Genomic DNA, 24449 nt, shown 5'->3' on the forward strand with positions numbered 1-24449 from the left:
GGGGGGGGGCCCCGGTTCAGCTTGGGCTGCCCATCCCCGACACGCCCTCCCCCGACCCCTCCCGCAAGCGGGAGGGGAGTGGAAGCCCATAGCCAAATTGGGGCTGTCCCGGTATCGTCGTTCGATCTATGTTCCGGCTGTTGATTGGGTCTCACGGGTGAATTGTGATTGAAGTGTTGATCGTTGCGTTGGGAACGCTCGTCGTCGGGCTGGTGATCGGCTGGCTGTTCGCGTCGCGCCGCGGCGTGGCCGAATTGGCGACGGCCAGGGTCCATGCCGAGCAGCTTGACGTGACTCGCCGGCAACTGATCGAGGTGACCGCCGAGCGCGATACGACGATGCGCACGCTTGACGCGCATCAGGCGGCGTCGCGCGAGCGCGAGGCGGCGTTCGAGGCGCGGCTGACCGAGATCATTGCGGCGAAAGATGCTCTGGCCGCGCAATTCGCTGAGGTCGGGCAGCGGCTGCTCGACGAAGCGCAGACCAAATTCCTCCAGCGCGCGGACGAACGGTTCAAGGAATCGGAAGCGACCAGTGGCCAGCATCTTCGCGCCCTGCTCCAGCCCGTCCATGAGCGTCTGCAGCGCTACGAAGAAGGAGTGGCCAAGGTCGAGGCGGATCGCCGCGACGCCTTCGGTACGCTGCACGGCCAGATCGAGGCGATGCGGGTGGGGCAGGAATCGGTCCGTTCCGAAGCATCCAAGCTGGTCAATGCGCTGCGCAATGCGCCCAAGGCACGCGGGCGCTGGGGCGAGCAACAGCTGCGCAATGTGCTCGAAAGCTGCGGCCTGAGCGAACATGCCGATTTCCAGGCGGAAGTCAGCGTGGATGACGGCGAGGGCGGTCGGCTGCGGCCCGACGTCATCATCCGCGTGCCCGGCGGCAACGCTCTGGTGATCGACGCCAAGGTCTCGCTCAACGACTATCAGGACGCATTCGGCGCGATCGACGACACCGAACGCGCCGCGGGGCTGGTCCGCCACGCCGCGTCGATGCGCGCCCACGTCCAGTCGCTCAGCGCCAAGGCCTATTGGACGCAGTTCGAAGAAGCCCCCGATTACGTGATTATGTTCGTACCCGGCGAACATTTCCTGTCGGCCGCGCTCGAACAGGATCCGGGCCTGTGGGATTTCGCGTTCGACCGCCGCGTATTGCTGGCGACCCCGACCAATTTGATCGCGATCGCGCGCACCGTCGCCGCGGTCTGGCGGCAGGAGAAGCTGGCGGGAGAGGCGCGGCAGATCGCCGAATTGGGCAAGGAGCTTTATGCCCGCCTGGCCGTGATGGGCGGCCATGTCGCCCGGCTGGGGCGCAACATCGGGCTGGCCAACGATGCCTATAATGCCTTTGTCGGCAGCCTGGAGACGCAGGTTTTGACCCAGGCCAAAAGGTTTGAGGATTTCAACATCGACACTGCCGGACGGTCGATCGACTCTCCGCCGATCGTCGAGCAGTCGCCGCGCCCGCTGGTGAAGCTTGCGTCCGTAGGCGAGATAGCGGATCGTTCGTCCGAGGCATGATCCTCGTGCCTGTGGGGGAGCAGGGCGATGACGAAAATGACTGGCGTGATGGTCGCGGCGATGCTGGCGGCGTTGCCGATGAGCGCTGCGGGACAGGATAAGGACCGCGACTCGGCGGCTGCGGTAACGATCGGCCACGCCTTCTCCGCGATCCAGGCCGGCGATCCGGCGCATGCCCTGTCGATGATCGACCCGGTGGTGGCGTCGTTCGAGAAGGACTTTTCGGGCGAGAAGCGCCACATCTATTGTTCGCAGACCGCCGAACAGGAAGGCTATTATCTGACTACCGCCGGGGGCACAGGCGCCGTCCGCCTCGTGCCGTCGACATGGTGCGAAGCGCTGTACGTAAAAGCATTCGCATTGGTCGACCTCGATCGCCTCGACGATGCGCAATCGACATTCGAGCGTTTGATCACATTCGCACCCAAGCACTCTCGCTATCTCAATGAGTTAGCCTATGTCTTTCTGAAGAAGAGGGAATGGCAGCGCTCCATCGACGCCTATACGAACGCCGAGGCTGCGGCCAGTTTCACGCCGGAACGGCGCGACTACGAGCGCTGCGTTTCGTTTCGCGGAATTGGCTACGACCTAGTCGAGCTCGGACGGCTCGACGATGCCGAGGCTGCCTATCGCAAGTGCCTGGCGATCATCCCCGACGAACCCAAATCGCTGGGCGAGATCGAATATATCAAGGAACAGCGCAAGAAGACGACCTGACCGGCACTACCGGCGATGGTGCGCGAGCACCTCGTAGGCCATCACAGCGGTCGCGACGGCTGCGTTCAGGCTGTCGGCCTTGCCGAGCATCGGCAATTTGACCAGCAAGTCGCACTCGGCCTCATACGCATCGGGCAACCCTTGGGCCTCGTTACCTGTCAGCAGGAAAGTCGGTGCCTGATAGCTCGCGCCGCGATAATTGTGGTCGGTTTGCAGGCTGAGCCCAACGAGTTGGCCCGGCCCAGAACGTAACCAGGGCAGGAACTCGTCCCAGCGCGCTTGCGCGATCGGTACGGTGAACAGCGCGCCCATGCTCGCGCGTACGGCCTCGACCGAAAAGGGGTCGACACAATCGTCGATCAGGATCAGTCCGCCGGCGCCGACCGCATCGCCGGTGCGCAGGATCGTGCCGAGATTGCCCGGATCGCGCAGCCGCTCGGCGACCAGCCAAATCGATGCGGTGGAACGATCGAGTGCGTCGAGCGGCGTGGTGAATTCGGGAAAGACCCCGACCACCGCCTGCGGATTGTCCTTGCCGGACAATTTGGAAAGGATGTCGTGGCTGGTCTGGATCGCCTCGCCGCCGGCGGCTTCGACGGCTTCGACTAATGCGAGGACCAGCGAATGCTTCGCGCTGTCGGCGGCGAAGAACAGATAGTCCGGCAGCCGCCCCGCCTCACGCGCCTCGGTCAGGATGCGCAGACCCTCGGCCAAGAACAGCCCCTCTGCCTTGCGATGCTTCTTGTCGCGCAAGGACCGGACCCGCTTGACCAGGGTGTTGGAGAAAGCGGTGATCTCGCGGGGCATGAAGTAACCTATCGCGTTGCGGCGTGGCAAAGCCATGCCATCGGTCGTCGTTGCACCACGCCGGCCGGAGCGGCGCCATTCGGGGACATAGCGCCGCTACGTCGCCTGCGCTCGCTCAATCCTCGCCGAATTTCGCCTCGACTAGCTCGCACAAGGCGCCAACCGCGCTCTCCGCGCCGTCGCCATCGGCGCTGATCGTGATCGTGTCGCCCATCGCCGCGCCCAGCATCATCAATCCCATGATCGAGGTGCCGGTGACCGCGGGGCCGTCCTTGACCACCTGGATCTCGACCGGCTGGGTCGAAGCAAGGGTGACGAACTTGGCGGATGCGCGCGCATGCAGGCCGCGCTTGTTGATGATCTGTACCGTGCGGCTGACCGCCGGCATCAGGCAGCAGCCTCGCCAAGCGCCTCGGATGCCACGGCGATATATTTGCGTCCCGCCTCTCGCGCGGCGATCACTGCGTCGACGACCTTCATCGACTTGCGCGCCGACGCGAGGCGAATCAGCATCGGCAGGTTGATGCCCGCGATCACTTCGACCCGCCCGCGCTCGAGCAGCGAGATTGCGAGGTTCGACGGCGTGCCGCCGAACAGATCGGTCAGGACGATCACGCCCTTGCCGTCATCGACCTTGCCGATCGCGGTGGCGATGTCGGCGCGGCGCGCCTCCATATCGTCGTCAGGACCGATCGCGATCGATTCGACGCGCTCTTGCGGACCCACGACATGTTCCATTGCAGTGACGAACTCGGACGCGAGACGTCCGTGCGTCACCAAAACAAGACCAATCATGCGTTGCTTACTATCCCAAACCCGTCCGCGGCGCACCCTCTAAGGAGTCCTGCGGTGCCGCCCCTAGATCCCGATGCGTGACCGTGGGCGAAAACCCCGCGTCGCGCAACCGCTTCGCGACCCGTTCCGTGACATGAACCGATCTATGGCGCCCACCAGTACAGCCGAACGCTATGGTAACATAGGCTTTTCCCTCGGCTCGGTAGCGCGGGAGGAGGAGCAGGAGCAGGTCCTCGATCTGCTTCATGGCGTCATCATAGGCCGGATCCGCCGCGACATAGGCAGCAACGCCCGCGTCGAGTCCCGTTCCAGGGCGCAATTTCTCGTCCCAATGCGGATTGCGCAGGAACCGCATGTCGAACACCAGATCGGCGTTGCGCGGGACGCCGCGCGCGAATCCGAATGACATGACCGACAGGGTAGGTTCGCCCAGACCATCGCCGCCGAACGTCGCGCGGACTTGCTGGGCGAGCTCGTTCGACGACAGATCGGTCGTGTCGATCAGGCGGTTGGCCCAGCGCCGCAGTGGCGCGAGCAACTCGCGTTCGCGTGCGATGCCGTCGCTCGCCGGGCGGTCGAGCGCGAGTGGATGGCGCCGCCGCGTCTCGGCGTAGCGCCGCTCGAGCTCGGCGCCGCTGCAATCTAGGAACAAGGTGCCGATGTCATAGCCATGCTCGGCCTGCAGCTTCTTAATCCGTTTGACGATACTCTCGGGGTCGAAGTCGCGCGTCCTTGCACCGATCCCGACCGCTAGCGGCGAATCGCTCTCGGTGCTTTCCGACAAGGGCGTGCCCAGCAACCGGTCGAGCAGCCGCAGTGGCAAATTGTCGACGGTTTCCCAGCCGAGATCCTCGAGCGTCTTGAGCACGGTCGACTTGCCCGCGCCCGACAGGCCGGTGACGAGCAGGATCTCCTTGGCGCGAGTCACGCCTTCGGGCCGACCAGGTGCCGCAACGCCAGTTCGACCTTGATCGGCGCCGATGCCGTGCGCGAATCGACTGCGACCTCGCGGATGTCGAGGCCGGCGATGCGGCGGACGTCATCCGCCAGCGGCAACCGCTCCGGCGCATCCGTCAGGCGAATGAGCAGGGCTACCGGGATCTTCTCGACATAGGGAGTATCGAGGAGGCCCAGGCCGCGTACCTCGATCTTGCCGGCGATCGTGTCGGGCGGCGACGCGATCAGTTCGCTGCCGGCGCGCTGAAGCAAGGTGTAATCGTCGCTGATCAACGTGGCGCCGCGGTCGATCAGGCGCAGCGCGAGGTCGGACTTGCCGGCCCCCGATTCGCCTTCGATCAATACCGCGCGCCCGCCAATGGCGACGCTGGAAACGTGAAGCGTTTCGAATGAGAGCGCGGTCGAGATGGCTGCCTCCCTAGGTTGGAGCGAGCGGCAACCGGACGACGAATCTGGCCCCGCTCAGACGGTCTTCACGCGATTCGACCGCGATGGTGCCCTGATGCCCCTCGACGATCGTCCGCGCAATGGCGAGCCCTAGTCCGGAATGCTTGCCGAATTCCTCATTTTCCGGTCGGATCGACTGGAAACGCCGGAACACCGCTTCGCGCGCTTCTTCGGGCACACCGGGACCTTCGTCCTCGACGCGGATCACCAGGTCGTCATCGGCAAGGGTCGCGGCAACCGTGATCAGACCATTGTCGGGTGAAAAGGACACCGCGTTGTCGAACAGATTCTCGAACACGCGCTCCAGTCGGGCTCCTTCGCCCATCACCAGCGCGACGCCGTGTGCGCGGTCGTCGAAGCGGATCCGCACGCCGCGCTCGATCCCTCGCGTGATACGCTGCTCGATCAAGGCTGCGAGCATCGCGAGCACGTCGACCGCGTCGAACTTGGCGCGGCTGAGCTGTGCGTCGAGCCGCGACGCTTCCGAAATGTCGGTGATCAGCCGGTCGAGCCGGTGGACGTCGTCGCGCACGATAGCCAGCAATCGCTCTTGCAGTGCGGGATCCTTCACGTTGGCCAGCCCGTCCACTGCCGATCGCAGCGAGGCGAGGGGGTTCTTCATTTCGTGCGTAACGTCCGCCGCGAACGCCTCGGTGGCATCGATCCGCGCCCGCAGTGCCTGGCTCATGTCGCTTAGCGCGCGAGCGAGGCTGCCGATCTCGTCCCTGCGTGATGGCAGCCGCGGGACGACCACCTCCCGGGCGCGGCCCAACCGGACGCGAACCGCAGCCCTGGCCAGTCGGCGCAACGGCCGCACGATCGTCCGTGCCAGAAACAGCGACAGGAAGATCGACACCAGCGTGACGATCGCGAGCACGACCCCCAACCGGAAACGTTCGAGCCGCACCGTCTGGGTGATGTCGCGGGCATTGACCGTCGTCATCACGACTTCACCATCGCCCAAGCCCGCCGCGGCGGTGATGACCGGCGTGCGATCAGGCGCGCGCCAGACCGTTGCCGGCGCGGCTTGGGTGGTGCGTGCGGTGCGGACATCGGGCCATTCGGCGCCCTCCTTGCGTTCGCGATAGAGCGGCGCGCGCGGCGCGTTGACGACGGTGTCGATCACCGCGTCCAAAAAGCGCGCGGCTTGCAAACCCCAACCCTCCTTGTTCGGGTCGATCAGCACGAAATTGCGCAGCCCCATCGCGCGCGTATCGGCGGTCGGCGTACCATCGGCGGCGAACAGCCGGATGCGGGTGTCGGTATCGCGGGCGAGACGCAGCGCCAGGTCGCCGCGACGATCGGCCGGCGTCGACACCATCGCCGCCGCGATCAGCCGCGCCTCGCGACTGGCCTGGGCGGTGCGGTTGTCCAGAATCCGCGTCCGGTACGAATCGAGATAGAAGAACCCGCCGGCAAGCAGCGCCAACGCGAAGATGTTGAGCGCGAGGATGCGCGCGGTGAGCGAAATCCGACCCGACCATTTCAGCGTCAGGTCGCGGCCGTCACCCTCCGCCTCACTCCTCCGAGAAGCGGTAGCCGGCGCCATAGAGCGTTTCGATCGCATCGAATTCGGCATCGACCTCGCGGAACTTGCGCCGGACGCGCTTGATATGGCTGTCGATCGTGCGGTCGTCGACATAGATGTCGTCCTGATAGGCCGCATCCATCAGCTGGTTGCGCGTCTTGACCACGCCGGGCCGCTGCGCGAGCGCCTCGAGGATCAGGAATTCGGTCACCGTCAATGTCACATTGTCGCCGGCCCAGGTCACGCGATGGCGCGCCGGATCCATCTGCAGCCGACCGCGATCGATGGCGGTTTCGGCCGGAGGTTCGTCACCGCCGGGGCTGGCATGGCTCAATTCGGTGCGGCGCAGGATGGCGCGAATGCGGGCGATCAACAGGCGCTGGCTGAACGGCTTGGCGATATAATCGTCCGCGCCCATGGCGAGGCCCAGCGCCTCGTCGAGTTCGTCGTCCTTGCTGGTCAGGAAGATGACCGGGATCTGACTCTTCTCGCGCAGCCGCCGCAACAGTTCCAGCCCGTCCATCCGCGGCATCTTCACGTCGAAGATCGCCAGATCCGGCGGGTTGTCGACCAGCGCTTTCAACGCGGTCTCGCCGTCCGAATAGACCCGGGTCAGGAAACCTTCGGCCTGCAGGGCGATCGACACCGACGTCAGGATGTTGCGATCGTCATCGACGAGCGCGATGGTGGCCGTCATCGTACGGACATTCCCAAACAGATTGATCGGAACGACTAGGGCGTGTGCGCCCCAGTGGCAATGGCTTGGGTGGAGCGCGAGGGATGACATGGACCTGGTCGGGCATCAGGCAATAGGACCAGATCGCCACCCCCGATCGCGCCGCTGCGCGCGACAACTAGGTCGAGATGGAGCTCGTAGTAGCGTCCTCGAAGAACCCTCACTCGCAGCGATTGCCGCCCCGCGTCACGTGGCGCGGAATGCCGGGGGGCAATGCGGGGAAGGGCGGGCCATTGCCTCAGGCTAGTTTCGCCCAAAATGGAGTAAAGGGGTTAACGAATGTGTCGCCGCAGTTCCAAGTCTTATCGCGAATAGCCTAATCCAAAACGGCATAAGTTTTCATAGTTATTCTAGAATCTGCCATAATATCGTTGACTTATATGACCCGGTGGGAATGCGTTGTAGCATTCCGGGGTGGAATTTAAGGGGGCGACATGTCACTGTGGAGCGACGTTCTCACGCGGCATAAGGCGGTGCCAGTATTGACCGTCGTGCTGGTAGCGATCCTCGGCACAGCCGCCGTCGGTCAAATATCACATATTGCATCCGGTCAGAGAGACGGCCCCGACTATCCAGCGCCGTATGATGCCTCAAAGCCAGACCAGGAGCTCAAGGCGTTCGACAAGAGCCATCCCAAATGCGCGCTATGGACTGATTGGCACAAGCTCTGCTCGCGCACTGGCCCTGGTGGATCGACGTACTGCCGGATTGATCAGCTGCATCCCGTGAAACCGTCAACGCCATTTTGCGCTAAGGATTACAGTTCACCCGCCAAGCCCGACACACACGCAGAATTATTGTCGCGTCGCCGATTTAGTAACTTGGAGGGGTCGAGCATTCCGTCTCAAACAAACTCTAAATCTCCAAATTATCGTATACGTTATAAAGATCGGCCCTTCTCGGGAAGTACCATCTACGAGATGGAGCACCCTTACTGCGCCGTTTGGATTTATGAGAATGGGGTCGCTCCCGCGTTTTGCGCCGAGGATGGGCGAAAAGGTATGCCGTCCTGTAGTGAGCCCAAGGTCAAATTCACACCCACAACGAGGAGCTCATTTTTTCCTGCGTGCTACGAAGCAGTGAAGGGTAGAGCGTGCGATCCCGAGGCGACGATCTCACCGGATAGGCCTGCAGGCGAAGACTTCTTCGGAAATCCGTACGACGAAACGATGGTTTCGGCATTCCATCCGAACGTCTTTCAGCCGGTGGCAGGACATTATTGCCCGATAGAGGAGCAGAAATGACCGGTTCCGCGACAAGCGTTGAGATGGAAAAGGAAGCTCGGGGGCTCATGGTGTTGGAGCTAATATCGGCGGCGGTCTCAATTACGATGATACGTGCAATAACTCCCCAATCTTCCCTTGATTTAGCGGGAACGGTGGTGATCGTATGGTGACGCGCGGCGCAGCGTAATCCAGGGCGTTGCCAGCCGGGAATGCGCTCTGGCGTTCCCTTTGCACCGCTAGACCACTGCCCCATTTGACGGGCGAGCGGACCGGTTCTATTCGGCCCGAACAACGAGGATGCATACGTATGCGGGATAAACCCGCAACGTGCGATATCGGAGGAAGAATGATCGATCGAGTCCCCGCACAGGGGCTGGACGCGCAGGGCATCGCCACTGCCGCCAAGCTGTATTGGAACCTCGGAACGGCCCCGCTGGTCGAGCACGCTATCGCCCGCGGCGAAGGTCATCTCGCCGCCGACGGGCCGTTAGTGGTCGCCACCGGCCGGCACACCGGGCGCTCGGCGCAGGACAAGTTCATCGTCCGCGATGCCGAGACTGAATCGACGGTCTGGTGGGGCAAGACCAACAAGGCGATGAGCCCCGAGGCATTCGCCGCGCTCAAGGCCGATTTCCTCGCCGACCTTGCAAAGCAGGACACGCTGTTCGTCCAGGATCTGTTCGGCGGGTCGGAAGCGTCGAACCGCGTCAGCGTGCGTGTCGTCACGCAATATGCCTGGCACAGCCTGTTCATCCGGACGATGCTGGTCCGCCCATCGGCGCACGACCTCGCGCATTTCGCCGCCGACTATACGATCATCGACCTGCCCAGCTTCCGTGCCGATCCCGAGCGCCATGGCTGTCGTTCGGAGACCGTGATCGCGGTCAATTTCAGCGAAAAGCTGATCCTGATCGGCGGCACAGAATATGCCGGCGAGATGAAGAAGTCGGTGTTCGGCCTCCTCAACTATCTGCTCCCGGTCAAGGGCATCATGCCGATGCACTGTTCCGCCAATATCGGGCCGGAAGGTGGCTCGGCGGTGTTCTTCGGCCTGTCGGGCACCGGCAAGACGACGCTTTCGGCCGATGCCAGCCGCACGCTGATCGGCGATGACGAGCATGGCTGGTCGGACGATGCGGTGTTCAATTTCGAAGGCGGCTGTTACGCCAAGATGATCCGCCTGTCGGCCGAGGCCGAGCCGGAGATCTACGCGACGACCAAGCGCTTCGGTACGGTCCTCGAAAATGTGGTGATGGATCCGGAGACCCGCGTCCTCGACCTCGACGACAACAGCCTCGCCGAGAATTCGCGCGGTGCGTATCCGATCGATTTCATCCCCAATGCGTCCGCGGCGAATATGGGGCCCGTGCCGCGCAACATCGTGATGCTGACCGCCGACGCGTTCGGCGTATTGCCGCCGATCGCCAAGCTCACGCCCGACCAGGCGATGTACCATTTCCTGTCGGGCTATACGGCCAAGGTCGCCGGCACCGAGATCGGCGTGACCGAGCCCGAGGCGACCTTCTCGACCTGTTTCGGCGCGCCGTTCATGCCGCGTCATCCCTCCGTCTACGGCAATCTGCTCAAGGAGCGGATCGCCAGGGGCAATGTCGATTGCTGGCTGGTCAATACCGGCTGGACCGGCGGCAAATATGGCGTCGGCAAGCGCATGCCGATCAAGGCGACGCGCGCCCTGCTCAACGCCGCGCTGGACGGCAGCCTGAACGATGCCGAGTTCCGCACCGACCCCAATTTCGGCTTCCAAGTGCCGGTCGCGGTGCCGGGAGTCGACAGCCACATCCTCGATCCGCGCGAAACCTGGGCGAACAAGGCCGAATATGACGCGACGGCGGCGAAGCTGGTCGATCTGTTCGTCGAGAATTTCGCGCAATTCGCGGATCACGTCGACGAAGGGGTGCGACAATCCGCGCCCCGAACCCCCGCCACCGCAGACTAGGCTCGACCTTCGGTCGGGCCTCCCCCAAGGAAGCCCGACCAGTGACCGACCATGAAATCCGATTCTTCGCTAACGACGCCGCCGTCCGCCATGTGGGGGAGGGGCTGCTCGCACGAACCTTGCCCAAGGCCGAGTGGACGCACGAAGCGCACCTTGCCGCCTGTCTGTGGCTCCTGACCGAGCGGCCAGATATCGATGTCGAGCGCGATCTGCCTGCGATCATCTCCGGCTATAACGAGGCGGTCGGCGGAGTGAATGACGCCACCCAGGGCTATCATCACACGATTACGATGACCTATGTCGCGGCGATACGTCGCTTCCTCGCGACAATTCGCGGCGACTTGCCGCTGGCGGAAAAGGTCAATGCGCTCCTCGCCGCCCCCGAGGGGCGGCGTGACTGGCCACTTACGCTCTATTCCCGCGACCGCTTGTTCTCGGCGCAAGCCCGGCTCGACTACTTGCCTCCCGATCTGGCTTCCTGACCGGACGGCAACCGCGTATCTGACGGAAAGCTTGAGTCGTTTCGCCTCCGGCCCAGTGAAAGGAAGTTCCATGTCGTTGCTCGATGGCATTCTCTCGCAAGTAAATTCGAACGCCGACGTCCAGAACCTCGCCGCCAAGGTTGGGATCACCCCCGAACAGGCCGAGAGCGCGATCATGGCGCTGGCTCAATCGCATACGGCGCCGGGCGATACTGTAGAAGGCGCGGCGGCTGCCACCGGCCTCGGCTCCGACGTGCTGAGCCAGATCGTCGGCCATATCGGCGGCGAAGGCTCGCTCGGTCAGTTCGCGACGCTGGTCAACGGCGCGGAAAATTCGGGTATCCTGAGCCAACTCGGCGGCTTGGCCTCCAGCTTGTTCGGCGGCGGCAACAAGGCTTGAAGTTTCAGGGCCTGAGCCCAAGCGCTCAGGCCAGTTCCACCGACAAGACGCTCCCGGTGGCGCCCGTGATCCGCACGAGCGCTCCGGCGGGCGCATCGGGTCCTGTTGCGGCCCAGGCGCCATCGCCGACCTTGACCCGACCTTCGCCCGCGACGATTGCCTCGCACACCTCGACGGTCTTGCCGATCAGCTTGGCGGTCCGGTCGTTCAGGCCATGCGACGCCGCCGTCGATGGACTGTGACGATACCATCGACGGCCGATGGCTACGGCCGTCGCGCTGAACGCCGCGAACAGGAGGGCCTGAGCGATCCAGCCCAGCCCAGGGACCGCCAGCATGACGAACCCGGTCAGCGCCGCCCCGGCGGCGATGAAGATCATGAAGAATCCCGGCGCGACCAGTTCCGCGATGGCCAGCGCGAGCGCCGCGGCGAGCCAGAGGGCGCCGGGGCTCCAGTCGATTCCGAACAACGTCATGATGGTCGTCCTATCGTGTCCGCGGCACCGAAACATTGGCCGGCGAGCCACCGTCGCCGCCCAGCGCATCACGCGCCAGTTCGCCGATCCCGCCCAAGGTGCCCATCAATTGCGTCGCCTCGACCGGGAACAGGATCGTCTTGGCATTGGGTGAGGTCGCGAACAGCCCGATCGCCTCGACATATTTCTGCGCGATGAAATAGTTGATCGCCTGGGTGCTGCCGCCTTCGATCGCGTCGGATACCATCTTGGTCGCGGTGGCTTCCGCCTGGGCGGAGCGTTCGCGCGCCTCGGCATCGCGGAATGCGGCTTCCTTGCGGCCCTCGGCCTCGAGAATCTGCGCCTGCTTCTGTCCTTCGGCGCGGTTGATTTCGTTCTGCCGCGCCGCTTCGGATTCGAGGATCGTCGCGCGCTTCTCGCGCTCGGCCTTCATCTGGCGGGTCATGGCGTTGACGATGTCGGCGGGCGGACGTATGTCCTTCAGCTCGACGCGGGTGATCTTGACTCCCCAAGCCTCGGTCGCGTGGTCGACCACCGACAGAAGACGCGCGTTGATCTCGTCGCGCTTGGACAGCAATTCGTCGAGGTCCATCGACCCCATGACGGTGCGCAGATTGGTCGTCGCCAGCTGCATGATCGCGACATACAGGTCGCTGACCTCATAGGCCGCCTTCGCCGCGTCGAGCACCTGAAAGAACACCACCCCGTCGACCGCGACCATCGCATTGTCCTTGGTGATGATCTCCTGCCCGGGAATGTCCAGCACCTGCTCCATCATGTTCACGCGGCGGCCGATCCGGTCGAACAGGGGCGTAATGAAGGTCAGGCCGGGTTGCGCGGCATAAGTGAACTTGCCGAAGCGCTCGATGGTATATTGATAGCCTTGCCGTACGACTTTGACCGAGCTGAAGATGGCGACCAGCACCACGACAGCAACCAGCAATCCGATGATTGCTCCCATCACAACTTCCCCCAAAGCGCGTTCGGCTGGACCGCCGATCTGGCCCGGATAGTAGCAGATCGCGGGCGCCAATATAGCGAAATGCGACTCCCGTGGCCCACCCCTAGCTAATCCGGCGCCTCGCGTTTACATGGACCGCCAACCCTCGATTCGAGAGATTGGCACTCCCCATGAATATTCGCCTCGGCCTGACCTTTGACGACGTATTGCTCGTACCGGGGGAGTCCGACGTACTACCGAGCGGGGCTGATACCAGCACCCGCCTGACCCGCGGCATCGCGCTGTCGATCCCGATCCTGTCCTCGGCGATGGACACGGTGACCGAAGCGGACATGGCGATCGTGATGGCGCAATTGGGCGGGATCGGCGTTCTCCACCGCAACCTGTCGGTCGAGGAACAGGTCGCCGCGGTTCGTGCCGTCAAGCGCTACGAAAGCGGTATGGTGGTCAATCCGATCACGATCGCGCCCGATGCTACGCTGGCAGAGGCGCAGGCGCTCATGGCACATCACCGCATCAGCGGCATTCCGGTGACCGAGGCCGACGGCAGGCTGGTCGGCATCCTGACAAACCGTGACGTGCGCTTCGCCGGTAATCCCAAGCAGCCGGTGTCCGAACTGATGACGAAGGACAATCTGGCGACTGCTTCGATCGGTGTCCGCCACGAAGAGGCCCGGCATCTGCTCCACCAGCGCCGGATCGAAAAACTGCTGGTGGTCGACGACGATTACAAATGCGTCGGGCTGATCACCGTGAAGGATATCGAGAAAGCCGTCACCTATCCCGATGCGACCAAGGACGAAGCGGGCCGGCTGCGCGTCGCCGCCGCGACCACGGTCGGCGACAAGGGGTTTGAGCGGACCGCCGCTCTGGTCGATGCGGAGCTCGACCTGGTAGTGATCGATACGGCGCACGGCCACAACAAGGACGTCGCGCGCGCGGTCGAGCGCGTGAAGAAACTATCGAATTCGGTCCAGGTCATCGCGGGCAATGTCGCGACGGGCGAGGCGACGCGTGCGCTGATCGATGCCGGCGCGGATGGGATCAAGGTTGGCATCGGGCCGGGATCGATCTGCACCACGCGCGTCGTCGCGGGTGTCGGCGTGCCGCAGCTCACCGCCGTGATGGATTGCGCGGAGGTCGCGGCCAAGCATGGCGTTCCGGTGATCGCCGATGGCGGAATCCGCACCTCTGGCGACATGGCCAAGGCGCTGGCGGCGGGCGCGTCGACCTGCATGATTGGATCGCTGCTCGCCGGCACCGAAGAGGCTCCGGGCGACACCTTCCTCTATCAGGGGCGCGCATACAAATCGTATCGCGGCATGGGATCGGTCGGCGCGATGGGGCGCGGCTCGGCCGACCGCTATTTCCAGGGTGACATCAAAGACCAGATGAAGCTTGTGCCCGAAGGCATCGAAGGCCAGGTCGCGTTCAAGGGTCCGGCGCGCGACGTCATCCATCAGCTGGTCGGCGGCATCCGCGCGGCGATGGGTTATACCGGGTCGCGGACCATCGCCGATCTGCAGAAGCGCGCGCAATTCGTCCAGATCACCGGCGCGGGCTTGCAGGAAAGCCATGTCCACGACGTGACGATCACGCGCGAGGCGCCGAATTACCCGACGCGATGACCCCTGGCGCACGCCTGTCGGCGGCGATCGAGCTGCTCGACGCCATCATTGTCGCCGCGCGCGAAGGCGGTGCGGCCGCGGATACGCTGATCGCGCGCTATTTCGCGACGCGGCGCTATGCCGGGTCGAAGGATCGCCGCGCTGTGCGCGAGCTGGTTTACGAAGCCATCCGCCGCTTCGGCGAGCCGCCCCCATCCGGGCGCGCGGCGATGGTCGCGCTGGTCGGGATCGATCCCGCGGTCGCGGCGATGTTCGACGGCTCGGCGCACGCACCACAAGCGATCGATCCGTCCGAACCGCGCGCAGTCGAATCGCGCGTGCCGGGCTGGCTGGGCCGGCAATTGGCGGAATCGGGACTGGATTCGGCCGATATCGCAAGCCTGATCGATCGTGCACCGCTGGACTTGCGGGTCAATCGGCTGCGGGCGACGCCCGCCGGGCTGGTCGACCAAATCGCCGAGGCACGCCTGGTCGACGGCGCGCCCGATGCGTTGCGGTTGCCGACCGGCACCATGGTCGATCAGCTGCCGGCCTGGCGGGACGGCCTGATAGAAATCCAGGACGTCGGCAGCCAGATGGTGACTGCGGCTGCGCGAACACAATCCGGCATGCAGGTGATCGACCTGTGCGCCGGCGCCGGCGGCAAGGCGCTGGCGCTGGCCGCCGCGATGGACAATTGCGGAGTCGTGCTGGCGAGCGATGTCGATCGCGCTCGGCTGTCCCGGCTCGCGCCGCGCGCGGAACGTGCCGGCGCGACGATCATAGAAACACGGTTGCTCGATGGCGACCGCGAAGCCGCCGCGCTGGAGGACTGGACCGATCGCGCCGATGTCGTGCTGATCGACGCACCCTGTTCGGGCACGGGCACGTGGCGGCGCAATCCGGAAGCACGCTGGCGGCTGAGCCCGCCGCGGATTGCTCGCCTAACCGCGACACAATCTCGCCTGCTCGATCTTGGCGCCACCCTTGTCCGCCCGGGTGGCGCACTCGTCTACATCGTCTGCTCGCTACTCGACGCGGAAGGGACAGGGCAGATTGATCGTTTCCTTACCGATCACCCGGGATGGATCGCCGAGGCGCCTATCGCGCAGGGACGCCCACGTGGCGCGGGCAAACGGCTGACCCCGGCGCGCGATGCGACTGACGGCTTTTTTGTCGCGCGGCTGGTTCGGCCATGGTAGGGCCTGCACTCAGTTACCGCGAGGATCGTGATTGCCCGCAGGAGCCCGCCGACTAGGAGCGCAGCACAGACGCGTAGCCGAGGCTACGCGCAAGCAAGCGACGACGCTCGGCGGGCTCCTGCGGGCAACCGCAAAGCGGCGGGCCGATTTTGGCGTCCGGACGTCGTCCCGCGTCGGTCACGATGCTATCAGCATCGCTCCCTCCTTGCTCCTAGCCGGACACCAAAATCGGCTCCGTCACGGCCTTGCGGTAACTGAGTGCAGGCCCTAACCGGTGGCATTGTGCCCCGTGTGGAGACGATCATGCGTTTTTCGCCCGTAGCGCTCGCAATCGCTTTGGCGGGATTGAGCGTTTCGACTTCCTTGCAAGGCCAGCGCGCCGATGCGCAGATCGACCCGCGGTCGATGGCGTTGCTGATGCAGGGACGCGCAGCCGCAGCGTCGGGGAATCTCGATGGCGCGACCGACCTTATCGAAACCGCGCTGGCGGTCGACCCGCGCAACCGCGCCGCGTTTCTGGAACTCGCCACCGTCGCGACGCGCCAGGGACTGCCCGGCAAGGCGATTCGCTTGTACCGTGAGGCGCTGACGATCGAGCCCAATGACGTGACTGCGTTGCGCGGGCAGGGTGAAGCGTTGGTCGCCAAGGGAGCGATGGAAGCGGCGCGCGAGAATCTTGCGCGGATCAAGACCTTGTGCGCCAGGAAGCCGTGCCCGGAAGCGACGACCTTAGCCTCGGTTATCGCGAAGGGCCCCCCGCCGAACGCGGCGCCCGCGACCAAGGTCCCCGAAACCGCCGACGCGTCGAAATAGTTGGAGCCGAATTCGGCTCGACTGAGCTGAATCGTCATCCTGGGCTTGTGCCGGGGTCCGCCGGGCGCCAAGCTCAATGAGAAGCTACTGCTGCTGCGCTAACCTGCACGGTGGATGCCGGGACAAGCCCGGCATGACGGCTGAACTCATCATGCTGACTATAACGCGGTTCTACGCTTCGTGCAGAAGCGCTCAGGGCAGGCAACGCGCAAGCGCGACAAAGTCGGCAACCGACACAGTCTCGGCACGGCGTGCCGGATCGATCCCGACTTTCTCCAGCGCGTCAAGCGCGCCGGGCACGCCCTTCAGGCTCTGACGCAACATCTTGCGGCGCTGGCCGAACGCCGCCGCCGTCAAGCGCTCCAGTTTGGCGAAGGCGACGCCTTCCGGCTGCTCGCCGGGCACGATATGCACCACCGCCGACATCACCTTCGGCGGCGGCGTGAATGCCGAGCGATGAACGTTCATCGCGATGCGGGCCGACGACCGCCATTGGGCCAGTACAGCGAGACGGCCATAAGCATCGCTGTCGGTCGTGGCGACGATGCGCCCGGCTACCTCGCGTTGAAACATCAGGGTCAGGCTTTGCCACCAGGGCTGCCAATCGGCCGACAACCAGCGGATGAGCAAGGCCGTGCCGACGTTGTAGGGCAGGTTGGAGACGATATGCGGGCGGCCCGCGAACAGCGCCGGCGCGTCGACCTCGAGCGCATCGCCCTCGATCACCTTGAGCTTGTCCGGATAGGCCGCTTCAAGCTCGGCGAGTGCAGGCAGGCAGCGCCGGTCGCGTTCGATCGCCGTGACGCGGGCGCCGGCGGCGAGCAAGGCACGGGTCAGGCCGCCGGGGCCGGGGCCGACTTCGAGCACTTCGGCATCCGTCAAATCGTCGGGGATCGCCGCGATCCGCGCGAGCAATTGTCCGTCGAACAGGAAGTTCTGGCCGAGTGCCTTGGACGCCGAAAGACCATGGCGCGCGATGACCTCGCGCAACGGCGGCAGATCGGGAGTCACGCCGCGACGAGCGCGTCGGCGCGGCGCTGGGCGGCTTCCGCGGCGAGGCGAAGGGCGGCGATCATTGCGCCGGGCTCGGCGCGGTTCTGGCCGGCAATGCCGAACGCGGTGCCGTGATCGGGCGAGGTGCGGACGATCGGCAAGCCGAGCGTGATGTTGACGCCCTCGTCGAAATGCAGCGTCTTTAGCGGCACCAGCGCCTGGTCGTGATAGCAGCAGATCGCCGCGTCAAAGGTTGCCCGGGCGCGCGCGTGGAACATTGTGTCGGCGGCCATCGGACCGGTCGCGTCGATTCCCTGCGCCACCAGGGCTTCGACGGCGGGAATGATCACGTCGATCTCTTCTCGCCCGATCGCTCCCTGCTCGCCGGCATGGGGATTGAGCCCGGCAAAGGCCAGTCTCGGGCTGGCGATGCCGAAATCGCGCGCCAGCGCGCGGGCTGTGACCAGCGCCTTTGCCACGAGCAGGCCCGTGGTGATCAGCCCCGGAACCTGACTGAGCGCGACATGAGTCGTCGCCGGCACCACGCGCAATGTCGGGCCCGCGAGCATCATCACCGTCGCGCTGGCGGCGACCCCGACACGCTCGGCGACGAACTCGGTCTGGCCGGGATGGGTGAAACCGATCTGATAGAGTTGCGCCTTCGATACCGGCCCGGTGACCAGCGCGCCAGCGGCCCCGGAGCGGGTCAGCCCGGTTGCCAGTTCGAGCGAATGCAGCGCGCAGCGCGCGCCCTCCAGGTCCGGACGACCGGGCACGATTTCTCCGCTGTCTTCGACCGTCAGCACGGGCAAGGCGTCGTCGAACGCAGCCAACGCGCCGCTTGGCGAATCGATGTGCGCGACCGGGCCGTCCCAGACACGCGCGATCGCGCGAACGTCGCCGACCGCGAAAAACGGCGCCAGCCGCTCTTCCTGCCGACGAGCCCAGGCCTTGGCGATGATCTCCGGTCCGACCCCGGCAGGGTCGCCCATCGCGACTGCCAGCGGGGGTAGGACCGTCATCTCAAGACCTCCGTCAACGATACTCGACGATCGCGTCGCGCCTCAGGTCGCGCAGGATCTTCTGCGCGCGCTTGTTCACGCGATCCTGTTCCATCTGATATTGCAGGTCGGACGCGTTGGGCAGCGTCGGCGCCTTGGCGTCGTCGCGTCCGCACAACACGAGTACGCTCACGCCTTCGGACGGCGATCCGAACGGCGGAGTCGCCTGGCCGATCTGCATGTTGAGGACCATCTGCTGCAGGGCCTGGGGCAGATCCCGTACGGTGAGCGAGTCGTTGTCGACTATTTCCGCGCCCATACCCGCCGCCGCCTGGTTGGCCGCACCGCAGCCGTTGATCGCCTGGGTCGCCTTGGCGAATTCGGCGGCACGGCTCTGCGCCTGCTCCTGCGTGGTTCCGGCCGGGAAGGTGATCTTGACCTGCTTCAGGCTGAGCTTGGCCGCGAGCGGATCGATCCCCAGCACCTGCCGCTTTTCCGCCAGGTACAGGATGTCAAACCCGCCCGGGAGCTCGATCGGCCCGGCAAGCTGTCCGGGCTGCATTTGCGACACGGCAGTCGCGATTTCGTTGGGCAGCATCGCGGCCCGGACCCAGCCGTCGTCGCCACCGCTCGGACCCGTCGTCGCTTCGGACTGGGTCTGAGCGAAGTATCGGAAGGTCTGCTTACCGTCCTTCATCGCCTGCATCATCGCCTGCATGCTGGCGACCACGGCCTGCGGATTGGTGCCCGCGCTCTTGTAGATTTCGTAGAGGTGATATTCCTCGGTACCCTTGTCCTTGGTCATGCGATCGAGGATCGACTGCACTTCCTCTTCGCTCACGTTCACGCGCGGCTCGACCGTGCGGCGAAGATAGCGCTGCCAGGCGAGCTCGCCCTCGATCTGCTTGCGGACCGACCGTTCCGACGATCCGATTGAGCGCAGGAAGGCGCCGAACTTTTCGGGGGGCTGGTTGAAATTCTTGGCGACGCGGCCGAGCGCCTGGTCGATTTCCGCCGACGTGATCGTGATGTCGCTGGTTTTGGCTTCCTGGATCTGCAGGACTTCGTCGATCAGGCCGCGCAACACCATAAGCCGCAGCTGATCGCGTTCCTGATCGTTGAGCTGATACTGATTGGCGGCGATGATCAGCGCCATCCGCTGGTCGACATCGGTGCCGGTGATCACGACGCCGTTGACGATCGCCGTCGGCTTGCGGACGTTGGGATCGAGCTTGCCGAAGATCTGCAGGTTCTCGGGGATATCCAGGCCGGTTTGCGGCACGCCGTTATCGGGTACGGTCTGGGCGATCGCGGCGCCGCTCGCCGCGATCATCGCGCCGGCACCAAGCGCAAGCGCGATGCGCGCCGAAGTCGAGAAAATTTTCACCTGAAAGAAACCCCATGAACAACCGGGCGCACCCGACAAACTATCTACGCCTGCCCGATTTCGCATGAACGCATGCTTAGCGACCCAAATTCTTGAACGCCAGCGTCAACAGGAAGCTGTTGCCGGCCTTGGCGTCGCCAGTATCCTGATAGTCGCGTTTCCAAGTCAGGCCGAGCCGCAGGCAATCGTCTTCATACTGCACGCCAAGCCGATGTCGAACCGGATCGAACCCATTCGATAAGGACGTTGGATCTTCATTCCTGTCGGTAAGGTCGATCGTCGTCGACCCGAAGATCGACCAGAACCGCGCGAATCCGACGCGGCCGCCCAGCCGCAACTCCTCGCTGTCCCGCAAGTCCTCGAGTGTCGGGGCGATATTGCGGTTGAGGCGAAGATATCCCACCAGCAGATACGTGCGTTTGGTCCCGACGGTCGCGTCGACCTCGTTGCGGCGGATCGCCAAATTGTCCTTGTCGAGCCGATACCGGTGAACGAACGACACGAAGTCGCGGAACCGCACTTCGGTGCGACCGACGATGTCGGACCAGCGATCGGTGAGGCCGGTGCCGTCAGGGAAGATCGTCGGCTTGCTCGACAAGCGATAGCTCTGTCCGATCGTCGCGTTGATCGAGATGCCCGGCAGATCGAGCGAATAATCCAGCCCGTAGGTGAACCGGGTCGAATCCTCCCACCGGTCGTAACCAGGGAAGCGATTGAGCGCGAACAGGTTAGAATCCTCGAGGTCGACCGCGCGCGCGTCCTCGTTGGGAACCTTCAGGTTCGGGGTGGCCGGCGAGGCAACGACCTGGAACCGCGGGGTCAATCGCTGCGTGCCGCCCAGGAACTCCCCGATCAGCGGCCATTTGACGTCCAGCGCCAGCGCCGCGATGGCGCGCGCCTGGAAACCGTTCTGGCCGCGATAGCTGATGATGGTGGTCGCGGCCGTGTCGCTGGCATTGTAGAGATCGCCGCGCGCGAACGCTGTCAGCGTCACTTCCTGGCCCCAGGGTGTGATGCGGCGCAAATCCCATTGCGCGCTGACAAAGGCACGCTGCGTGTCCTGCCCGGCCGTACGCGCGATGCTGAGCGTGTTGGCCTGAAGATTGAGGCGGCCACCGAGAATGTCGTCGATCCGCCGGCGATAGTCGAATTCGGGCAGCGCGATCGGCTGCAGCCCCTGACGGTCGCCGAGCCGCAACGTCTGCACCAGCCAGCCATTGATCGCGAAATAGCTGTTAGCGTCGATGCGTTCGACGCTGAAGGTAGAGCGCAAGCGGTCGTCGTTGGAAATTTCGTAGCGGCGCAAGAAGGTACGGTCGGTCGTGATCCTGAGCGAGCCGGAGACAGACCAATTAGGATCGAGCTGATACCGCGCAACACCATCCAGATAACCGCGGAACGCATTCTGCGTCGTCGCCGGCGTCGGTGTCGCGAGCAGATCGCTTCGCGGCGACACCGTGCCGTAGCCGGTTATCCTGAACGCGCCCTTGGTCGACAATTGCTCATATTGCGCCTGGACCATCGGCGCGACGCTGGTGAACAGCCGCGGGGTGATCGTCAGACCCTTATTGTCGGCCAGGCGAAAATAATAAGGGACGCCGACCTCGAACCCGTTGGTGCGGCTGTAGCGGATATCCGGGCTAAGAAGACCGCTTTGCGCGCCATTGCCGACAGGGGTCGATAATTTGGGCAGCGGAACGGTGGCGAAGCCGAACAGGTTGAATCGGGCTCCGGTGAAATAGATGCGCTCGCGATCGGGGCGATAGACGACCTTCACCGCCGTAACCTTCCAAGACGGTTCCTTGGGGCATCCTCCGGAATCGGTCACCGAACAGGGCGTATAGGCGGCCTGGCGCAGGGTGACGACGCCGCCCTCGCTACGCTCGCCCTTGACCGCGGCCAGTCGTCCGCCCTGTTCGAGCACGACCAGCATATTGTCGACCACGCCGTCCTTGAGCGAATCGGTCAGGTCGATCTGGTCGCCATAAGCGGTGTCACCCTGGGGGTTGGTGACCGCGATGTTGCCGATCGCCGTCACCTTGCCGGTCTTGCGGTTCCAGACCACCTTGTCGGCGCGCAACTTGTCGCCCTGCCGATACATCCGCACGTCGCCGGTCGCCGTGACGACCTCCGTGTCGGTATCGTATTGCAGCGTGGTGGCGGAGAATTGCACCTGGTCGGGATCGGCCGGCGCCGGCGTTTCCGACGGCGGCGGCAGCTCGACCGGGCGGTCCTGAAGATCCTGCGCGCACGCCGGCGTCACGGCTGTAAGCGCGAGAAGAATCGCCGAGCCGGCCAAAAATGCGGAACGCGTGACGATCACCAAACACCCTTTTTCCGGCGACGGTCCCTGACATGCCGGGCCGCCGGTATCGCATCCATGCCGCCGATCCGCAATCGCCGGGGCCGGCCTTTGCAGCCAGCGCAATAGCGGCCTAGAGAGACGCGTCCAGCACGCATTTCGTGTTTTTGATTGAGGTTGCATTCCATGAAGATCGAGTTCGCCGCCACCCTGCCTGTCGCCGATGCACTGGTTATCCCGGTGCAAAAGAACGGGCTCGACACGGCGATTGGCGGCCGTAGCGGTCAGGAAGTGCTCGCGGCGGCGGCTGCTGCTGCGCGGTTCGAGGGCGAAGCGGGCGCGATTGCGGAAGCGTTTGTCGGTGCCGATGGCGCGGTGAACCGCGTCCTGCTGCTCGGGATCGGCGACGGCAGCGAGACGGATTGGGAACGTGCGGGCGGCGCGGTTACCGCGCGCTTGCTGACCAATGCGATCAGCGCGGCAATCGATCTCAGTGCGGTCCAGCCGAGCCCGGCCGCGGTTGGACGGTTCGCCGCCGCGCTCGCCCAGCGCGCTTGGCGGATCGATACCTATCGCACCAAGCTGCCCGAAAAGCAGAAGCCGACCTTTGCCGAGGCTACGATCGTGGGTGCTCCCGATGGCGCCGAAGCGGCGTGGCAGCACAATTTCGCGGTGACCGGCGGCCTCGACCTGACTCGCACTCTGGTCGCCGAGCCGCCCAACGTGGTCTATCCGGAGACCTTCGTCGAGCGCGTGCTGGCGAGCGTCGACGGGCTCGGCCTCGAAGTCACCGTGCTCGGTCCCGACGAGATGCGCGAGCTCGGTATGGGCGCGCTGCTCGGCGTTGCGCAAGGGTCGGCGCGCGAAGGCCGCCTGCTGGCGCTCAAGTGGAGCGGCAAGGGCGCGGGCGATCCCGATCTCGCCCTGGTCGGCAAGGGCGTGACCTTCGACACCGGGGGCATTTCGCTGAAGCCCGGGCCCGGCATGGAAGACATGAAGTGGGACATGGGCGGCGCCGGCGCGGTGGTCGGCGCGATGAAGGCGCTGGCGTCGCGCAAGGCCAAGGCAAATGTCATTGGAGTCTGCGGGCTGGTCGAGAACATGCCCGACGGCAACGCGATCCGGCCCGGCGACATTCTGACCTCGATGTCGGGACAGACGATCGAGGTGCTCAATACCGACGCCGAAGGGCGGCTGGTGCTGTGCGATTGCGTCACCTGGGTGCAGCGCACCCATCATCCCAAGGCGATCGTCGATCTCGCCACCCTGACCGGGGCGATGATCATCAGCCTGGGTAACGAGCATGCCGGCGTCTTCGCCAATGACGATGCCCTTGCCGACCAGTTGCTCGCTGCCGGCCGCGCGTCGGGCGACCTGTTGTGGCGCTTCCCGATGACCGATGCGTACAACAAGCTGATCGATTCGCCGATCGCCGACATGAAGAATGTCGGCCCGCGTGGCGCCGGATCGATCACCGCGGCGCAATTCATCGGGCGTTTTGTCGAAAACGGCGTCAAATGGGCGCATCTCGACATTGCCGGCATGGTGTGGGCCGACAAGGCGGGCAATACTTATGACAAGGGCGCGACGGGCTTTGGCGTGCGCTTGCTCGACCGCTTCGTCGCCGACAATTACGAGGGCTGACGGCCACGCTGCGATGCAAGTCGATTTCTACCACCTTACCGTCACCCCGCTCGACCGCGCCTTGCCCAGCATCGCCCAGCGCGTGGTGGCGGGCGGGGGACGGTTGCTGGTAGTCAGCGACGACGCGGCCCAGCGCACCGCGATCGACCGCCTGCTGTGGACGTTCGCGGCCGACAGCTTCCTGCCGCACGGCCAGGCCGGTGGCGAGGACGACGCGGCCCAGCCGGTGCTGATCGGCGAGGCGCCCGTTCCCGCTAACGCCGCGCGCAATATCGCGCTGATCGACGGGCGTTGGCGCGACGAAGCGCTCGATTTCGACCGCGCGTTCCATTTCTTCGACGGCGATCGGATCGTCGAAGCGCGCGAGGCATGGAAGTCGCTCGCGACGCGCGACGGCGTCGAGCGCAATTACTGGAGGCAGGGCGATAACGGGCGCTGGTCGAAGGCGGCCTGAGCCCGATTCCAATACCAACGGGCGGGTTGCATCCGCGA

Annotated in this window: 24 protein-coding genes; 11 read left to right on the forward strand and 13 right to left on the reverse strand. The window is 64.7% G+C overall.

The window, feature by feature from the left end; all coding sequences use genetic code 11:
* Positions 1-164: 164 nt before the first annotated feature.
* A complete protein-coding gene (locus SPR01S_RS00005; RefSeq protein ID WP_066583114.1) occupies positions 165-1520 on the forward strand; it encodes a DNA recombination protein RmuC in 1356 nt (451 codons plus the stop codon).
* 27 nt (positions 1521-1547) lie between these two features.
* Positions 1548-2237 carry a tetratricopeptide repeat protein gene (locus SPR01S_RS00010; RefSeq protein WP_066583115.1) on the forward strand — a complete coding sequence of 230 codons (690 nt, stop codon included), beginning with the start codon at positions 1548-1550 and terminating at the stop codon, positions 2235-2237.
* Positions 2238-2243: 6 nt separating this feature from the next.
* On the opposite strand, the gene SPR01S_RS00015 is transcribed toward SPR01S_RS00010, so the two are convergent.
* The 7 genes from SPR01S_RS00015 to SPR01S_RS00045 form a co-directional block, all read right to left on the reverse strand.
* Positions 2244-3044, reverse strand: coding sequence for a TrmH family RNA methyltransferase (locus tag SPR01S_RS00015; RefSeq protein ID WP_066583119.1), 801 nt, complete (start codon positions 3042-3044; stop codon positions 2244-2246).
* 115 nt (positions 3045-3159) lie between these two features.
* Positions 3160-3432: an HPr family phosphocarrier protein gene (locus SPR01S_RS00020; protein ID WP_066583121.1), complete on the reverse strand. Its 273-nt coding sequence runs from the start codon at positions 3430-3432 to the stop codon at positions 3160-3162.
* The gene (locus SPR01S_RS00025) at positions 3432-3839 is read right to left on the reverse strand and encodes a PTS sugar transporter subunit IIA (RefSeq protein WP_066583126.1); all 408 of its coding nucleotides are present in this window, start codon (positions 3837-3839) and stop codon (positions 3432-3434) included. Before SPR01S_RS00025 ends, SPR01S_RS00020 begins: the two co-directional genes overlap by 1 nt.
* 10 nt (positions 3840-3849) lie before the next feature.
* Positions 3850-4767 (reverse strand): RNase adapter RapZ, encoded by a 918-nt coding sequence (rapZ, locus tag SPR01S_RS00030; protein WP_066583128.1) that lies wholly within the window; start codon positions 4765-4767, stop codon positions 3850-3852.
* Positions 4764-5204, reverse strand: coding sequence for an HPr kinase/phosphorylase (locus SPR01S_RS00035; RefSeq protein WP_066583130.1), 441 nt, complete (start codon positions 5202-5204; stop codon positions 4764-4766). The genes rapZ and SPR01S_RS00035 overlap by 4 nt, the downstream gene beginning before the upstream one ends.
* Positions 5205-5214: 10 nt before the next feature.
* Entirely contained in the window at positions 5215-6792 is a 1578-nt protein-coding gene (locus tag SPR01S_RS00040) for a sensor histidine kinase (RefSeq protein WP_066583133.1), read from the reverse strand.
* Entirely contained in the window at positions 6761-7468 is a 708-nt protein-coding gene (locus SPR01S_RS00045) for a response regulator transcription factor (protein ID WP_066583136.1), read from the reverse strand. Before SPR01S_RS00045 ends, SPR01S_RS00040 begins: the two co-directional genes overlap by 32 nt.
* A 473-nt stretch (positions 7469-7941) precedes the next feature.
* Between SPR01S_RS00045 and SPR01S_RS21375 the strand changes: the two genes are divergently transcribed.
* The 4 genes from SPR01S_RS21375 (at position 7942) to SPR01S_RS00060 (ending at position 11572) form a co-directional block, all read left to right on the forward strand.
* On the forward strand, positions 7942-8751 hold the full coding sequence (locus tag SPR01S_RS21375) for a hypothetical protein (protein ID WP_157081810.1): 810 nt from the start codon (positions 7942-7944) through the stop codon (positions 8749-8751).
* Positions 8752-9079: 328 nt separating this feature from the next.
* A complete protein-coding gene (locus SPR01S_RS00050) occupies positions 9080-10690 on the forward strand; it encodes a phosphoenolpyruvate carboxykinase (RefSeq protein WP_066583139.1) in 1611 nt (536 codons plus the stop codon).
* A 41-nt stretch (positions 10691-10731) separates the two neighbouring features.
* The gene (locus tag SPR01S_RS00055) at positions 10732-11172 is read left to right on the forward strand and encodes a hypothetical protein (protein WP_066583141.1); all 441 of its coding nucleotides are present in this window, start codon (positions 10732-10734) and stop codon (positions 11170-11172) included.
* 70 nt (positions 11173-11242) lie between these two features.
* Positions 11243-11572: a hypothetical protein gene (locus tag SPR01S_RS00060; protein ID WP_066583146.1), complete on the forward strand. Its 330-nt coding sequence runs from the start codon at positions 11243-11245 to the stop codon at positions 11570-11572.
* Between the two features lie 25 nt (positions 11573-11597).
* Here SPR01S_RS00060 and SPR01S_RS00065 read toward each other — a convergent pair whose 3' ends face one another.
* Positions 11598-12047 carry an NfeD family protein gene (locus tag SPR01S_RS00065; RefSeq protein ID WP_066583149.1) on the reverse strand — a complete coding sequence of 150 codons (450 nt, stop codon included), beginning with the start codon at positions 12045-12047 and terminating at the stop codon, positions 11598-11600.
* A gap of 10 nt (positions 12048-12057) precedes the next feature.
* Positions 12058-13008 (reverse strand): SPFH domain-containing protein, encoded by a 951-nt coding sequence (locus tag SPR01S_RS00070; protein ID WP_066583217.1) that lies wholly within the window; start codon positions 13006-13008, stop codon positions 12058-12060.
* A 170-nt stretch (positions 13009-13178) separates the two neighbouring features.
* Between SPR01S_RS00070 and guaB the strand changes: the two genes are divergently transcribed.
* From guaB to SPR01S_RS00085, 3 genes are all read left to right on the forward strand, one after another.
* The gene (guaB, locus tag SPR01S_RS00075; protein ID WP_066583150.1) at positions 13179-14636 is read left to right on the forward strand and encodes an IMP dehydrogenase; all 1458 of its coding nucleotides are present in this window, start codon (positions 13179-13181) and stop codon (positions 14634-14636) included.
* Positions 14633-15817, forward strand: coding sequence for an RsmB/NOP family class I SAM-dependent RNA methyltransferase (locus SPR01S_RS00080; protein WP_066583154.1), 1185 nt, complete (start codon positions 14633-14635; stop codon positions 15815-15817). Before guaB ends, SPR01S_RS00080 begins: the two co-directional genes overlap by 4 nt.
* Before the next feature lie 303 nt (positions 15818-16120).
* The gene (locus SPR01S_RS00085) at positions 16121-16630 is read left to right on the forward strand and encodes a tetratricopeptide repeat protein (RefSeq protein ID WP_066583221.1); all 510 of its coding nucleotides are present in this window, start codon (positions 16121-16123) and stop codon (positions 16628-16630) included.
* Positions 16631-16822: 192 nt separating this feature from the next.
* Here SPR01S_RS00085 and rsmA read toward each other — a convergent pair whose 3' ends face one another.
* The 4 genes from rsmA to SPR01S_RS00105 form a co-directional block, all read right to left on the reverse strand.
* On the reverse strand, positions 16823-17641 hold the full coding sequence (gene rsmA / locus SPR01S_RS00090; RefSeq protein WP_245661811.1) for a 16S rRNA (adenine(1518)-N(6)/adenine(1519)-N(6))-dimethyltransferase RsmA: 819 nt from the start codon (positions 17639-17641) through the stop codon (positions 16823-16825).
* Positions 17638-18645: a 4-hydroxythreonine-4-phosphate dehydrogenase PdxA gene (pdxA, locus tag SPR01S_RS00095; protein WP_084250817.1), complete on the reverse strand. Its 1008-nt coding sequence runs from the start codon at positions 18643-18645 to the stop codon at positions 17638-17640. Before pdxA ends, rsmA begins: the two co-directional genes overlap by 4 nt.
* Before the next feature lie 13 nt (positions 18646-18658).
* A complete protein-coding gene (locus SPR01S_RS00100; protein ID WP_066583160.1) occupies positions 18659-20011 on the reverse strand; it encodes a peptidylprolyl isomerase in 1353 nt (450 codons plus the stop codon).
* A 76-nt stretch (positions 20012-20087) separates the two neighbouring features.
* On the reverse strand, positions 20088-22334 hold the full coding sequence (locus SPR01S_RS00105) for an LPS-assembly protein LptD (RefSeq protein ID WP_245661812.1): 2247 nt from the start codon (positions 22332-22334) through the stop codon (positions 20088-20090).
* A gap of 165 nt (positions 22335-22499) precedes the next feature.
* Here SPR01S_RS00105 and SPR01S_RS00110 point away from each other — a divergent pair, with 165 nt between their 5' ends.
* Positions 22500-23957: a leucyl aminopeptidase gene (locus SPR01S_RS00110; protein ID WP_066583163.1), complete on the forward strand. Its 1458-nt coding sequence runs from the start codon at positions 22500-22502 to the stop codon at positions 23955-23957.
* Positions 23958-23970: 13 nt separating this feature from the next.
* A complete protein-coding gene (locus tag SPR01S_RS00115; RefSeq protein ID WP_066583164.1) occupies positions 23971-24411 on the forward strand; it encodes a DNA polymerase III subunit chi in 441 nt (146 codons plus the stop codon).
* Positions 24412-24449 lie beyond the last annotated feature (38 nt).

It is taken from the genome of Sphingomonas pruni NBRC 15498 (assembly GCF_001598455.1).
GTDB classification, from domain to species: domain Bacteria; phylum Pseudomonadota; class Alphaproteobacteria; order Sphingomonadales; family Sphingomonadaceae; genus Sphingomonas; species Sphingomonas pruni.